We start from the raw sequence: 14130 nt of genomic DNA on the forward strand, positions 1-14130 counted from the left end.
TTTTTATTTCGGGCAGAGCGACAAACTATGCATGATTTTTGCATATATCCAGATTGCACAGTTTTAGTTCGTTTGTTAACGAGCTTTCAGAAGGAATAACACTATGATCGCCTTAAATAAAAAATGGTTATCGGGTCTGGTTGCGGGTGCTCTGATGGCCGTCTCTGCCGGCACGCTCGCTGCGGAACAAAAAACGCTGCACGTTTACAACTGGTCTGACTATATTGCGCCGGACACGGTCGCGAATTTTGAAAAAGAGACCGGCATTAAAGTGGTCTATGACGTGTTCGATTCCAACGAAGTGCTGGAAGGCAAACTGATGGCCGGCAGCACCGGCTTCGACCTCGTGGTACCGTCCGCGAGCTTCCTGGAGCGTCAGCTTACTGCTGGCGTCTTCCAGCCGCTGGATAAGAGCAAATTACCGAACTGGAAAAACCTCGACCCGGAAGTGCTGAAGCTGGTGGCCAAACACGACCCGGAGAACAAATACGCGATGCCGTATCTGTGGGCGACCACCGGTATTGGCTACAACGTCGATAAAGTCAAAGCGGCGCTGGGCCCGGACGTCAAGCTGGACAGCTGGGACGTGGTGCTGAAGCCGGAAAACCTTGCGAAGCTGAAAAGCTGCGGCGTCTCTTTCCTCGATGCACCGGAAGAGATCTTCGCCACCGTGCTGAACTACCTGGGCAAAGATCCGAACAGCAACAAGGCGGATGATTACACCGGTCCGGCGACGGATCTGCTGCTGAAGCTGCGTCCAAACATTCGTTACTTCCACTCGTCTCAGTACATCAATGACCTGGCGAACGGCGACATCTGCGTCGCGATTGGCTGGGCAGGGGACGTATGGCAGGCGGCTAACCGCGCGAAAGAGGCGAAAAACGGCGTCAATGTCTCCTACTTCATTCCGAAAGAGGGGGCGCTGGCCTTCTTTGACGTCTTCGCGATGCCGACGGATGCGAAAAACAAAGATGAAGCTTATCAGTTCCTCAACTACCTGATGCGTCCTGACGTGATCGCCCACATCAGCGACCACGTTTACTACGCAAACGGTAACAAGGCCTCCGTGCCGCTGGTGAGCGAAGAAATCCGTAATAACCCGGCTATCTATCCGCCAGCGGATGTGTTCGCCAAGCTCTTCACCCTGAAAGTTCAGGATCCAAAAATTGACCGTGTGCGTACCCGCGCGTGGACCAAGGTGAAAAGCGGTAAATAACGGCGTTTGGTATTGTTGCCCGGTGGCGCTATCGCTTACCGGGCCTATACAACCCGTAGGCCGGGCAAGCGTTAGCGCCGCCCGGCGATGCGCACCCTGACGGTGCGTTTGCACCAGTTTTGATCTATGCCGGAGAGCACCCCGTGAATGACGCGATCCCCCGCCCGCAGGCGAAAGTCCGTAAAGCGCTGACCCCGCTTCTTGAAATTCGTAACCTCACCAAATCTTTCGATGGCCAGCATGCCGTGGACGACGTCAGCCTGACTATCTATAAAGGCGAAATTTTTGCCCTACTGGGGGCGTCTGGCTGCGGCAAATCGACCCTGCTGCGTATGCTGGCCGGTTTTGAACAGCCCACGGCCGGGCAGATCATGCTTGATGGCGTGGATCTCTCCAGCGTGCCGCCGTATCAGCGCCCCATTAACATGATGTTCCAGTCTTACGCGCTTTTTCCGCACATGACGGTGGAGCAGAACATCGCCTTTGGCCTGAAGCAGGATAAGCTGCCGAAGGCTGAAATTACCGCGCGCGTGGCCGAGATGCTGAGCCTGGTGCATATGCAGGAGTTCGCGAAACGTAAACCGCACCAGCTTTCTGGCGGTCAGCGTCAGCGTGTGGCGCTGGCCAGAAGCCTGGCAAAACGCCCGAAACTGCTGCTGCTTGATGAGCCGATGGGGGCGCTGGATAAAAAACTGCGCGACCGTATGCAGCTCGAAGTGGTGGATATTCTCGAACGCGTGGGCGTGACCTGCGTGATGGTCACCCACGACCAGGAAGAAGCCATGACTATGGCCGGACGTATCGCGATCATGAACCGCGGCAAGTTCGTGCAGATTGGCGAGCCGGAAGAGATTTATGAGCATCCGACCACCCGCTACAGCGCAGAGTTCATCGGTTCGGTTAACGTCTTTGAAGGGCTGCTGAAAGCGCGTCAGGAAGATGGTCTGATCATCGAATCGCCGGGGTTGCAGCATCCGCTTAAGGTTGATCCGGATAACTCCGTGGTGGATAACGTGCCGGTCTACGTCGCGCTGCGCCCGGAGAAGATCATGCTCTGCGACGATCCGCCTGCCGATGGCTATAACTTTGCCGTGGGTGAAGTGGTGCACATTGCCTATCTGGGTGACCTCTCCATCTACCACGTACGCCTGAAAAGCGGGCAGATGCTGAGTGCCCAGTTGCAGAACGAACACCGCTATCGCAAAGGCCAGCCAACCTGGGGTGACGAGGTGCGCCTGTGCTGGGATGCGGACAGCTGTGTTGTGCTGACGGTATAAGGAGCGGCCAATGAGTACACTTGAACCTCCTGCCCGCGCAGGTAAACCGGGCGGCGTTGCCAGCTGGCTGACGCGCATGCAGATGAACCACGGCCGCAAGCTGGTGATCGCCATGCCTTACGTGTGGCTGATCCTGCTGTTTCTGCTGCCGTTCCTGATTGTTTTCAAGATAAGCCTGGCGGAAATGGCGCGGGCGATCCCGCCCTACACCAACCTGCTGGACTGGGCCGACGGGCAACTGACGCTGACGCTGAATCTCGGCAACTTCCTGCAACTGACGGATGACCCGCTCTATTTCGAGGCGTACCTGCAGTCGCTGCAGGTGGCGGCGATCTCGACGCTCTGCTGTCTGGTTATGGGCTATCCGCTGGCATGGGCCGTGGCGCACAGTAAACCGTCGACGCGGAATATTTTGCTGCTGCTGGTGATCCTGCCGTCGTGGACCTCGTTCCTGATCCGCGTTTACGCGTGGATGGGGATCCTGAAAAACAACGGCGTGCTGAACAACTTCCTGATGTGGTTAGGCGTTATCGATCAGCCGCTGACAATCCTGCACACCAACCTCGCGGTTTATATTGGCATTGTGTACGCCTATCTGCCGTTTATGGTGCTGCCGATCTATACGGCGCTGACGCGTATTGATTACTCGCTGGTGGAAGCCTCGCTGGATCTCGGTGCCCGTCCGTTAAAAACCTTCTTCAGCGTCATTGTCCCGCTGACCAAAGGCGGCATTATCGCCGGGTCGATGCTGGTCTTTATCCCGGCGGTAGGGGAGTTTGTGATCCCGGAACTGCTCGGCGGGCCAGACAGCATCATGATTGGTCGCGTGCTGTGGCAGGAGTTCTTCAATAACCGCGACTGGCCGGTGGCGTCGGCGGTGGCGATCGTGATGTTACTGCTGCTGATCGTGCCGATCATGTGGTTCCACAAGCATCAGCAGAAACAGATGGGAGACCACGGATGAACAACTTACCGGTAGTGCGCTCCCCGTGGCGAATAGCGATCCTGGTTATCGGCTTCACCTTCCTGTATGCACCGATGCTGATGCTGGTGATCTACTCATTCAACAGCTCCAAACTGGTGACGGTGTGGGCCGGCTGGTCGACGCGCTGGTACAGCGAGCTGTTCCACGATGATGCGATGATGAGCGCGGTGGGGCTGAGCCTGACCATTGCGGCGCTGGCGGCGACAATGGCGTCCGTTCTGGGCACGATCGCCGCGCTGGTGATGGTGCGCTTCGGCCGTTTTCGCGGTTCGAACGGGTTTGCCTTTATGATCACCGCGCCGCTGGTCATGCCTGACGTCATCACCGGTCTTGCGCTGCTGCTGCTGTTCGTGGCGCTGGCGCATGCCATCGGCTGGCCGGCAGATCGCGGCATGCTCACCATCTGGCTGGCGCACGTCACCTTCTGTACCGCGTATGTCGCGGTGGTGATCTCCTCGCGCCTGCGCGAGCTGGATCGCTCCATTGAAGAGGCGGCGATGGATCTCGGCGCGACGCCGCTGAAGGTCTTTTTCATCATCACCCTGCCGATGATTATGCCGGCGGTGATCTCTGGCTGGCTGCTGGCGTTTACCCTGTCGCTCGACGATCTGGTGATCGCCAGCTTTGTCTCCGGCCCGGGCGCGACGACGCTGCCGATGCTGGTCTTCTCCAGCGTACGCATGGGGGTCAACCCGGAGATCAACGCTCTGGCCTCGATCATCCTCGGTGTGGTCGGAATTGTCGGATTTATCGCCTGGTATTTGATGGCGCGCGCGGAAAAGCAGCGCGTGCGTGATATCCAGCGTGCAAGACGCGGCTGAAGGATTTAAAATTTCCAGTGATGTGCCGCGCATGACGCGGCACTGTTTTTCAGGGAAGTAAAACATTGGGATTATTAAAGAAATCACGTATTACGCACGCGCGTCCTAACGTTCCTGCTCTGGTTCAGGTGGCGGCGCTCGCCATTATTATGATCCGCTGCCTGGATGTGCTGATGATTCTCAACACCCTGGGCGTGCGCGGCATCGGTGAGTTCATTCACCGCAGCGTGCAGACGTGGAACCTGACGCTGGTCTTTTTGAGCAGCCTGATGCTGGTGTTTATCGAGATCTACTGCGCATTCTCGCTGGTCAAAGGGCGCAACTGGGCGCGCTGGGTCTATCTGCTGACGCAGGTAACCGCGGCGAGCTATCTGTGGGCGGCTTCGCTGGGATACGGCTACCCGGAACTGTTCAGCATTGCCGGCGGATCCAAACGCGAAATCTTCCACGCGCTGGTCATGCAGAAATTACCGGATATGCTGGTGCTCCTGTTGCTCTTTGCGCCAGCTTCAAGCCGACGGTTCTTCCGCCTGCAATAATGTGTATAATCGCTGCCCTCGCTTTCCTTAAGGTTTTCATATGCAGTGCGCACTCTATGTCGCCGGACGCTGCCGCTCCTGTCAGTGGATAGAACAGCCGGTCTCTCAACAACTCACCGCCAAAATGGCCGACCTGCAACAGCTGCTGGCAGCACACGCGGTGGCGGAGTGGTGCGCACCCGTCAGCGGCCCGGAACAGGGCTTTCGTAATAAAGCGAAAATGGTGGTCAGCGGCAGCGTTGAAAAACCGCTGCTCGGGATGCTGCATCGCGACGGCACGCCGGAAGATTTGACCGACTGCCCGCTCTATCCAGCCTCCTTTGCGCCTGTTTTTGCCGCGCTTAAACCGTTTATCGCGCGGGCCGGGTTAACGCCTTATAACGTCGCCCGCAAGCGCGGTGAACTGAAATACCTGCTGCTGACGGAGAGTCAGGCAGATGGCGGCATGATGCTGCGTTTTGTGCTGCGCTCGGAAACCAAACTGGAGCAGCTGCGCGAGGCGCTGCCGTGGCTGCAGGAACAGCTTCCGCAGTTAAAGGTCATAACCGCTAACATCCAGCCAGTGCATATGGCGATCATGGAAGGGGAGAAAGAGATCTACTTGACCGAGCGCCATGCACTGGCCGAGAACTTCAACGGCGTGCCGCTGTGGATCCGCCCGCAAAGCTTCTTCCAGACGAACCCGACGGTGGCGAGTGCGTTATACGCCACCGCCCGCGACTGGGTACGGTCGCTGAATATCCATCATATGTGGGATCTGTTCTGCGGCGTCGGTGGTTTTGGCCTGCACTGCGCCACGCCCGAGATGCAGCTCACCGGGATTGAGATCTCTGCCGAAGCCATTGCCTGTGCGAAACAGTCCGCCGCCGGGCTGGGTTTGACGAATATCCACTTCCAGGCGCTGGACTCCACGCAGTTCGCGACCGGCCAGGGCAACGTGCCGGCGCTGGTGCTGGTCAACCCGCCGCGCCGTGGCATCGGCAAGGCGCTGTGCGACTACCTGAGCCAGATGGCGCCGGAGTACATCATCTACTCCAGCTGCAATGCGCAGACCATGGCGAAAGACATCGCTCAACTGCCGGGCTATCGCGTTGAACGCGTTCAGCTTTTCGATATGTTCCCGCATACCGCCCATTATGAAGTGCTGACGTTGCTCGTAAAATCTTAAACAAAATGTGAACTCTTCATCCCTGCGAAATCAGGTAAGCTTACGTCATAAGACATGAATGAAGGCTTACCCATGAAGCAGATCCTGCTGGTGGAAGATGACCACGATATCGCGGCGCTTCTGCGACTCAATTTAGAAGACGAAGGCTACGCCATCACCCACGAGCCCGACGGGGCCAACGCCCTGCAGCGTCTTGAAAAACAGGCGTGGGATGCGGTGATCCTCGACCTGATGCTGCCCAACGTTGACGGGCTGGAGATTTGCCGCCGTATTCGTCAGATGACGCGTTACCTGCCGGTCATCATTATCAGCGCCCGCAGCAGCGAAACCGACCGCATTACCGGGCTGGAAACCGGTGCCGATGACTATCTGGCAAAACCGTTTTCGGTGCAGGAGCTGATTGCGCGTATCAAAGCCCTGTTTCGCCGCCAGCAGGCGATGGGCCAGGCGCAAACCGACGGTCACATTCAGGCTCATGGTCTGACCATCGATCCGCTGGCGCGCAGCGTGCTGCTTCATGGCCAGGTGGTGGATCTCACCCCGCGTGAATTCGAGCTGCTCTACTTCTTTGCCCGTCATCCTGGCGAGGTGTTTTCGCGTCTGGCCCTGCTGGAGCAGGTCTGGGGCTACCAGCACGAAGGCTACGAGCACACTGTGAACACCCACATCAACCGCCTGCGCATCAAGATTGAGAAGGATGCCGCCGAGCCGGAGATTATTCGCACCGTCTGGGGCAAGGGCTACAAATTTGCGGAGGCGCACCATGATGCGCCGCTTTAGTCTCAGCCAGCGTCTGACGCTGCTGTTTATCCTGCTGATGATGCTCTGCGCCACCGTCGCCTGTGCGGTACAGCTCTACAGCAGTATGCAGTACGGTAATGCGATGGTGCAGCGGTTGTCGGGCGGGCTGGCGCAGCAGATTGTCCAGCGTGAACCGATTCTGGACGCGCAGGGCAGGGTTGACCGCAGCGCGCTGAAACCGCTGTTTGGCCGACTGATGACCTTTAACCCCAGCGTTGAGCTGTACGTCGTCTCCCCGGACGGCACGCTGCTGGCCGATGCCGCGCCGCCCGGCCATATTCAGCGACAAACCATCGACCTTGCTCCGGTGCAGAGCTTCCTCAGCGGCGAGGTCATGCCGATCTATGGCGACGATCCGCGCAGCCAGAGTAAAAAAGTCTTCAGCGCGACGCCGCTGCGTCAGGACGGTGAGCTTAAAGGCTATCTGTACATTATTTTGCAGGGCGAGGAGTCGAACGCGCTGGCGGAAATGGCCTGGCATAAGGCGCTGTGGAGTACCGTCCTCTGGTCATTGCTGTGGGTAGCGCTGTTTGGACTGCTGGCGGGCTTACTGATCTGGTACTGGGTCACGCGTCCGGTCAAACGCCTGACCCGTGAAGTGGCCAGGCTGGAGCAGGACAGCATCAGCGCCATCAGGCAGCTGGCGGCGCAGCAGCCGGACGCGGCGGCGAAAGATGAAGTGGCGCTCCTGCGCAACAGTTTTATCGAACTGGCGCGGAAAATCACCCAACAATGGGATCAGCTGGCGGACAGCGATCGCCAGCGCCGGGAGTTTATCGCCAATATCTCACACGATCTCCGCACACCGCTGACGTCGCTGCTGGGCTATCTCGAAACCCTGTCGCTCAAATCCGCGACCCTGACGCCGCAGGAGCACCAGCAGTATCTCGCCACCGCCCTGCGTCAGGGGCAGAAGGTGCGACATCTCTCCCAGCAGCTGTTTGAGCTGGCGCGTCTTGAACATGGCGGCATTAAACCGCAGCGCGAGCGTTTCGCGATGGCGGAGCTGATTTCAGACGTGGCGCAGAAGTTTGAATTAACCGCCCGCACCCGGGAGGTGAACCTGCATATTGATGTGCCGGGACCGCTGCCGCTGATTAATGCCGATGTGTCGATGATTGAGAGGGTGGTGACCAACCTGCTCGATAACGCGATGCGGCATACGCCAGCCGGCGGGGAGATCCGTCTGGCGGTCTGGCAGGAGAATCAACAGCTTCAGGTTGAAGTGGCCGACAACGGAACGGGTGTTGATGCCGCGCTGCGCGACGATCTGTTCCAGCGGCCATCGGCGTTGACGACCCAGGCATCACGCGAGGATCGCGGCGGGTTAGGACTGCTGATTGTGAAACGGATGCTGGAGCTGCACGGAGGCGGGATCAGGCTGATGGAGTCGGTGAGTGGGGCGCGTTTTCGCTTCTTTGTTCCGCTGTAGAATTGCCGGATGACGCTACGCTTATCCGGCCTGGAATTCCCCCCGCAGGCCGGGTAAGGCGTAGCCGCCACCCGGCAAAAAAACTTACTGCGGGAACCACTGCTCACTGATTTTCTGATACGTACCGTCGGCTTTAATCGCTTTCAGCGCGCCGTTCAGTTTTTCCAGCAGGGCTTTGTTATCCGGACGAACCGCGATACCCAGACCCGTGCCGAAGTACTGTGGATCGGTCACTTTTTCCGTGGCGGTGCCCAGCTGCGGGTTGGTTTTCAGCCATTCGTTCACCACGGCGGTATCACCGAATACGCCATCGATACGGCCGTTTTTCAGGTCGATAATTGCATTCTGGTAGCTGTCATAGGCCACGGTTTTCACTTCAGGATGCTTGTCCTGCAGGTACTTCTGGTGGGTGGTGCCGTTTTCCATCCCGATGCGTTTGCCTTTCAGCTCGTCGAACGACTTGTACGCCCCTTTCTTCGCAATCACCACCGCCGAGTTGGCGTAGTACGGGTCGGTGAAGGCCACCTGCTTGCTGCGCTCAGGCGTGATGTCCATACCGGAGATCACCGCATCGTATTTTTTAAATTTCAGCGACGGGATCAGGCTGTCGAAGGCATGGTTGGTAAAGGTGCAGTCGGCCTGCATCTGTTTGCACAGCGCTTTCGCCAGGTCGATATCGAAACCGACGATCTGGTTGCTGGCATCCAGCGATTCAAACGGCGGATAGGTGGCGGAAACGCCAAAATTGATTTTATCCGCAGCGGATGCGCCAGCGGCGAACGTTGCCAGTAAAGCGGCCAGAACTAACTTTTTCATTATCATACTCCCGTCTGTAGGTCCTATGAATAAACAATGCCAGTAAATGAATTTATATTCAATAAAAATGATTAAATATTATTTGTGATATAAAAAAAAGCGGATAACCAGAAGGTTACCCGCATTGATGTTTATATTTTATGCATTCTGTAGGTCGGGTAAGGCGAAGCCGTCACCCGACTAATTCCGGCGCTCAAACGCCAGCGCTTTACGCTCGATCAGGCGCATCATCAGCGTCAGCAGACCGTTCACCACCAGATACACCACGCCCGCCGCGCCGAATACCATCACATCATAGGTGCGTCCGTACAGCAGCTGTCCATGCCCCATTACTTCCATCAGCGTAATGGTGTAGGCCAGAGAGGTACTCTTGAACACCAGCACCACTTCGTTGGAGTAAGAGGAGAGGGCGCGCTTAAAGGCGTACGGCAGCAGGATCGCCAGCGTGTCTTTCTTGCTCATGCCCAGCGCCCCGCAGGACTGCCACTGTCCTTCCGGAATGGCACGGATCGCCCCATAGAACAGTTGGGTGGTATAGGCCGCGCTGTTCAGCGAAAGGGCTATCAGGGCACACAGCCACGGCTCAGAAAGCAGGTGCCAGATAACCGGATACTCCTGCAGCGACGGGAACTGGCCCGGGCCGTAATAAATCAGGAATATCTGCACCAGCAGCGGCGTACCGGTAAACAGGGTGATATAAGCGCGCACAATCCACACCAGCACCGGCGTTTTCAGCGTCAGGATGATGGTGAAAATGAGCGCCAGGATCAGGGCCACGATGATGGACGCCACGGTCAGCGTCAGGCTGGTGTGCAGCCCTTTCATCAGCTCGGGAAAGTATTCAAGCATCAGCCTGGTCTCCGTTCAAAGCGCGTGGCACGCAGGTCAATCCGCTTGAGGATGTACTGACTGAGCAACGTGATCACCAGGTAGATCGCCGCCGCCACAATGTACCAGGTAAAGGGTTCCTGGGTACGGGTGGCGATGCTTTTGGTTTGCAGCATCAAATCGTTAACGCTTATCAGGCTTACCAGCGCGGTATCTTTCAGCAGCACCAGCCACTGGTTGCCGAGGCCCGGCAGGGCATGACGCCACATCTGCGGCATCACCAGACGGAAGAAGATCGCGGATTTCGACAACCCTAACGCCTGACCCGACTCCCATTGCCCCTGCGGCACGGCCTTCAGCGCACCGCGCAGGGTTTGCGAGGCGTACGCGGAGTAGAGCAGGGAGAGGGCAATCACGCCGCACAGGAACGGGCTGACGTCGAAGTTTTCAATCTGCATCTGCACCGGGATCTGCGCAAAACCGAGATTGAGGGTAAAGCCGTCCGACAGCGTAAGCAGCAGCTGTGAGGAGCCGAAATAGATAAACAGGACCACCAGAATTTCCGGTAGTCCACGCAGCACGGTGACCAGCGCGGAGCCTGTCCAGGCGACGGGGAACCATTTCGCGGATTCCCACACCGCAAAGAACATCGCCAGCACAAGGCCGATAATCAGTGCGCAAACGGCAAGGCCGACGGTCATCCCGGCGGCGCTTGCTAAAGGAAAAATTTCATTCATCAGGAATTACTTCTGGAACCATTTTTTGTAGATGGTTTCGTAGGTGCCGTCTTTCTTCACTTTTTCCAGCGCAGCGTTGAATTTCTGCTGCAGCTCAGTGTTGCCCTGACGAACGGCAATCCCCAGACCGGTACCGAAGTAGTCCTTATCGGTCACTTTGTCGCCCACTGGCGCCAGCTTGTCATTGGCTTTCAGCCATTCAGTCACGACCGCGGTATCACCAAATACGCCATCGATACGGCCATTTTGCAGATCCAGCTTCGCGTTCTGGTAGCTGTCATACGGAACGGTGGTGATTTCCGGATGCTTATCCATGATGAATTTCTGGTGGGTGGTGCCGTTCTGCACGCCCACTTTTTTGCCTTTCAGCTGATCGACAGAGGTGAATTTGCCTTTCTGACCAATGAACAGGGCGGAGTTGTCGTAGTACGGGGTGGTGAACAGCACCTGCTTTTCACGCTCAGGGGTGATGTCCATACCGGCCATCACGGCGTCGATACGGCGGAACTTCAGGCTTGGGATCAGGCTGTCGAACGCCTGGTTGCTGAAGGTGCAGGTCGCATCGATCTCTTTACACAGGGCATTCGCCAGGTCTACGTCGAAGCCAACAATTTTGTTGTTCGCATCCATAGACTCAAACGGAGGATAAGACGCTTCCGTGGCGAAACGAATGGTCTGGGCTGCGGTAGCGGAAAGGGTAACGCCAGCAAGCAGCACGGCAAGTAATACTTTTTTCATTATATTTCCCCTGACACAATCAATGAGATAAATAGTTTTTGAAGGCATCGGTTTGCGGATTCGCGAAGCAGCTCGCATCACCTTGCTCAACGATATACCCGTTTTCCATATAGACCACACGGCTGGCGGTTTTTCGCGCCACTTCCACTTCGTGGGTGACGATAACCTGCGTAATGTTGGTTTCCGCCAGCTCGCGAATGATGCTGACGATCTGAGCGGTGATTTCCGGATCCAGCGCCGCCGTCGGTTCATCAAACAGCAGTACCGCAGGCTCCATCATCAGCGCACGGGCAATCGCCACGCGCTGCTGCTGGCCACCGGAAAGGTGCAGCGGGTAGCGGTCGCTGTAGGGCTTAAGGCGCAGACGCTCCAGCAGCTTTTCCGCACGCGCGATCGCCTGATCCTTGCTTAAGCCCAGCACGCGGCATGGCGCTTCAATCAGGTTTTGCAGTACGGTGAGATGCGGCCAGAGATTGTATTGCTGGAAGACCATGCCGACGTTTTGACGCAGTTCGCGAATCGCCTTATCAGAGGGCGTTTTGGCGAAGTCAAAATGGTTACCGGCGATAGCCAGCGTACCTGAACGGGGCATTTCAAGCAGATTAAGGACACGCAGAAGGGAGCTTTTGCCTGCGCCGCTTGGACCCAGCAAAACCAGCGTTTCGCCTTCCGGGCAGTTCAGCGTGATGTCAAACAGCGCCTGGTGTGCGCCGTAGAAGCAGTTAATGCCGTTTAGTTTAATACTCATCGGGGCAGTCTTTACTCATCCAGGCAATCTATAGCAATTGAGGCCGCAGATAGTACCGTTGACAGAATAGTTATGCAATATTTCTGCGTTAAAAGTTAAATATAACCCGTGTTTCCCCTTAAACATAGCACAAAATAGCGAGCGGCAAGGTCGGCGAGTATAAATGTCGGCATTCCGCATGAAATGCCGCACATTTTACGGGGGTTACCGCGCGGTATCGCAGAAGTTAGCGATTCTCAATCGACTGGCGAAGCGTGCCGGCCGGGGCATGAACGCTGCCGCCAACGTAGCGCACGTCGTCCACCGCCCAGCACTGGCCTTCACGGATCATCAGCACTTCATCCTGCCAGGTTTGGCTGCCCTGGGTCAGCTTCACGCGCAGCGGAATATTTCGCGCATCGGTGTTCGGAATGGTGGACGCGCTGGCCACCTCGGCGCTGTCTGGCAGCGTGGTGCGGCTGGAGAACGGGTCGGACTTCAGCAGCGCGTTGTGCTGCGGATCGCGGGTGGCGTCGTTGAGCAGTTTTGCCAGCCCATCGCTCAGGTACGGGCGCAGACCGGTAAGATCGTTGCTGCGGTGCTGAATGCGATAATCATAGAACTGTTGCGCCACGGTATCCGGGCCGCCCTCGATACAGGGGCCGCTGCGGGTACCGATATCCTTAAAGGCTGGCGTGACCGTGGTGGTACAGGCGCTGAGCACCAGCGCGCAGGGCACTAAAAGTGTTAAAGCTGAATAGCGCATGTTGATTTCCTTATTTATTAACTATCCTTTCAATCATAGCGTAACGAACCGATAATGCTGTCCCTAAGGCATTGAACGCTAAAGAAGGAGAGAAACCATGCAGTTTTCAACAACGCCAACCCTGGAAGGGCAGACCATTACCGAGTATTGCGGCGTGGTCACCGGTGAAGCGATTCTCGGTGCCAATATCTTCCGTGACTTTTTTGCCGGTATTCGCGATATCGTGGGCGGCCGCTCTGGCGCGTACGAAAAAGAGCTGCGCAAAGCGCGCGAAATTGCTTTTAAAGAGCTCGGCGAGCAGGCGCAAGCCCTCGGCGCGGATGCGGTTGTGGGGATCGACATCGACTACGAAACGGTCGGCAAAGACGGCAGCATGCTGATGGTGAGCGTAAGCGGTACGGCGGTGAAAACCCTGCGATGAGGCGTGCGTTTGCCCCACTCCTGCTGGCGCTGTTGCTGGCAGGATGTGTCTCGGAAAAAGGGATTGTCGATAAAGGTGCCTACGAGCTGGATACGCGCCATCAGGCCCAGGCGGCGTATCCGCGCATAAAGGTGCTGGTTCTTCACTACACCGCGGATGATTTTGACAGCTCGCTGGCCACGCTGACGGATAAAAACGTCAGCTCTCACTATTTGATCCCTGCCACACCGCCTGCCCCCGACGGTAAGCCGCGCATCTGGCAGCTGGTGCCTGAAAGCGAACTGGCCTGGCATGCGGGTATCAGCTTCTGGCGCGGCACCAACCGTATCAATGATACCTCGGTGGGCATTGAGCTGGAGAACCGTGGCTGGCAGAAAACGGCCGGGGTGAAGCATTTTACGCCGTTCGCACCAGCGCAAATAGCGGCGCTGGTCCCGCTTGCTAAAGATATTATCGCCCGCTACAACATCAAGCCTGAGAACGTGGTGGCTCATGCGGATATTGCGCCGCAGCGCAAGGACGATCCCGGACCGCTTTTCCCCTGGCGTGAGCTGGCGCAGCAGGGAATTGGCGCGTGGCCTGATGCTGACCGGGTGGCATTTTATATGAATGGCCGGCCGCCTTATCAGACGGTGGACACCGCCGCGCTGCTGGAGCTGCTCGCGCGCTATGGTTACGAAGTGCCTGATAACAGCACTCCCGCCCAGCAGAAACGCATCATCATGGTGTTCCAGATGCACTTCAGGCCGCAGCTCTGGAACGGTGTCGCGGATGTCGAAACGCTGGCCATCGCCGAAGCGCTTCTGGAGAAATACGGGCAGGGGTAATTCTTCGGAAAGCCCCCGAAAGAAAGATTAG

Annotated in this window: 16 protein-coding genes; 10 read left to right on the plus strand and 6 right to left on the minus strand. The window is 57.2% G+C overall.

Annotation, left to right across the window (positions count from 1 at the left end; genetic code table 11):
* Nucleotides 1–103 precede the first annotated feature (103 nt).
* The 8 genes from potF to C5687_RS20175 all read left to right on the plus strand — a co-directional run bounded on the left by potF (nucleotide 104) and on the right by C5687_RS20175 (nucleotide 8239).
* Complete coding sequence (potF, locus tag C5687_RS20140; RefSeq protein ID WP_025756078.1) at nucleotides 104–1216, plus strand: spermidine/putrescine ABC transporter substrate-binding protein PotF; 1113 nt, start codon at nucleotides 104–106, stop codon at nucleotides 1214–1216.
* A 143-nt stretch (nucleotides 1217–1359) separates the two neighbouring features.
* The gene (potG, locus tag C5687_RS20145; protein WP_025756077.1) at nucleotides 1360–2493 is read left to right on the plus strand and encodes a putrescine ABC transporter ATP-binding subunit PotG; all 1134 of its coding nucleotides are present in this window, start codon (nucleotides 1360–1362) and stop codon (nucleotides 2491–2493) included.
* Between the two features lie 10 nt (nucleotides 2494–2503).
* A complete protein-coding gene (potH, locus tag C5687_RS20150) occupies nucleotides 2504–3457 on the plus strand; it encodes a putrescine ABC transporter permease PotH (protein ID WP_047958117.1) in 954 nt (317 codons plus the stop codon).
* Nucleotides 3454–4299 (plus strand): putrescine ABC transporter permease PotI, encoded by an 846-nt coding sequence (potI, locus tag C5687_RS20155; RefSeq protein WP_023310934.1) that lies wholly within the window; start codon nucleotides 3454–3456, stop codon nucleotides 4297–4299. The genes potH and potI overlap by 4 nt, the downstream gene beginning before the upstream one ends.
* Before the next feature lie 65 nt (nucleotides 4300–4364).
* Complete coding sequence (locus tag C5687_RS20160; RefSeq protein ID WP_025756075.1) at nucleotides 4365–4838, plus strand: YbjO family protein; 474 nt, start codon at nucleotides 4365–4367, stop codon at nucleotides 4836–4838.
* 40 nt (nucleotides 4839–4878) lie between these two features.
* Nucleotides 4879–6006, plus strand: coding sequence for a 23S rRNA (uracil(747)-C(5))-methyltransferase RlmC (gene rlmC / locus C5687_RS20165; protein WP_104557656.1), 1128 nt, complete (start codon nucleotides 4879–4881; stop codon nucleotides 6004–6006).
* A 72-nt stretch (nucleotides 6007–6078) separates the two neighbouring features.
* A complete protein-coding gene (locus C5687_RS20170; RefSeq protein ID WP_059385909.1) occupies nucleotides 6079–6786 on the plus strand; it encodes a response regulator transcription factor in 708 nt (235 codons plus the stop codon).
* Nucleotides 6770–8239: a sensor histidine kinase gene (locus tag C5687_RS20175; RefSeq protein WP_059385910.1), complete on the plus strand. Its 1470-nt coding sequence runs from the start codon at nucleotides 6770–6772 to the stop codon at nucleotides 8237–8239. Before C5687_RS20170 ends, C5687_RS20175 begins: the two co-directional genes overlap by 17 nt.
* Nucleotides 8240–8323: 84 nt before the next feature.
* Here the strand turns inward: C5687_RS20175 and artJ are convergent, their stop codons facing one another.
* The 6 genes from artJ to C5687_RS20205 form a co-directional block, all read right to left on the minus strand.
* Entirely contained in the window at nucleotides 8324–9055 is a 732-nt protein-coding gene (gene artJ / locus C5687_RS20180) for an arginine ABC transporter substrate-binding protein ArtJ (protein ID WP_015571008.1), read from the minus strand.
* A 180-nt stretch (nucleotides 9056–9235) separates the two neighbouring features.
* Nucleotides 9236–9904: an arginine ABC transporter permease ArtM gene (gene artM, locus C5687_RS20185; protein WP_025756070.1), complete on the minus strand. Its 669-nt coding sequence runs from the start codon at nucleotides 9902–9904 to the stop codon at nucleotides 9236–9238.
* Nucleotides 9904–10620, minus strand: a complete 717-nt coding sequence (gene artQ, locus C5687_RS20190; RefSeq protein WP_025756069.1) for an arginine ABC transporter permease ArtQ — start codon at nucleotides 10618–10620, stop codon at nucleotides 9904–9906. The genes artM and artQ overlap by 1 nt, the downstream gene beginning before the upstream one ends.
* Before the next feature lie 6 nt (nucleotides 10621–10626).
* Nucleotides 10627–11358 (minus strand): arginine ABC transporter substrate-binding protein ArtI, encoded by a 732-nt coding sequence (gene artI / locus C5687_RS20195; RefSeq protein ID WP_025756068.1) that lies wholly within the window; start codon nucleotides 11356–11358, stop codon nucleotides 10627–10629.
* Nucleotides 11359–11377: 19 nt separating this feature from the next.
* Nucleotides 11378–12106, minus strand: coding sequence for an arginine ABC transporter ATP-binding protein ArtP (gene artP / locus C5687_RS20200; protein ID WP_008500030.1), 729 nt, complete (start codon nucleotides 12104–12106; stop codon nucleotides 11378–11380).
* A gap of 226 nt (nucleotides 12107–12332) precedes the next feature.
* Nucleotides 12333–12851 carry a lipoprotein gene (locus tag C5687_RS20205; protein ID WP_023326990.1) on the minus strand — a complete coding sequence of 173 codons (519 nt, stop codon included), beginning with the start codon at nucleotides 12849–12851 and terminating at the stop codon, nucleotides 12333–12335.
* 97 nt (nucleotides 12852–12948) lie between these two features.
* Here C5687_RS20205 and C5687_RS20210 point away from each other — a divergent pair, with 97 nt between their 5' ends.
* Together C5687_RS20210 and C5687_RS20215 are read left to right on the plus strand one after the other, a co-directional pair.
* Nucleotides 12949–13272 (plus strand): heavy metal-binding domain-containing protein, encoded by a 324-nt coding sequence (locus C5687_RS20210; protein WP_025756066.1) that lies wholly within the window; start codon nucleotides 12949–12951, stop codon nucleotides 13270–13272.
* Nucleotides 13269–14099, plus strand: coding sequence for an N-acetylmuramoyl-L-alanine amidase (locus tag C5687_RS20215; protein ID WP_104557658.1), 831 nt, complete (start codon nucleotides 13269–13271; stop codon nucleotides 14097–14099). The genes C5687_RS20210 and C5687_RS20215 overlap by 4 nt, the downstream gene beginning before the upstream one ends.
* Nucleotides 14100–14130 lie beyond the last annotated feature (31 nt).

It is taken from the genome of Enterobacter sichuanensis, assembly GCF_002939185.1.
Taxonomy (GTDB): Bacteria; Pseudomonadota; Gammaproteobacteria; order Enterobacterales; family Enterobacteriaceae; genus Enterobacter; species Enterobacter sichuanensis.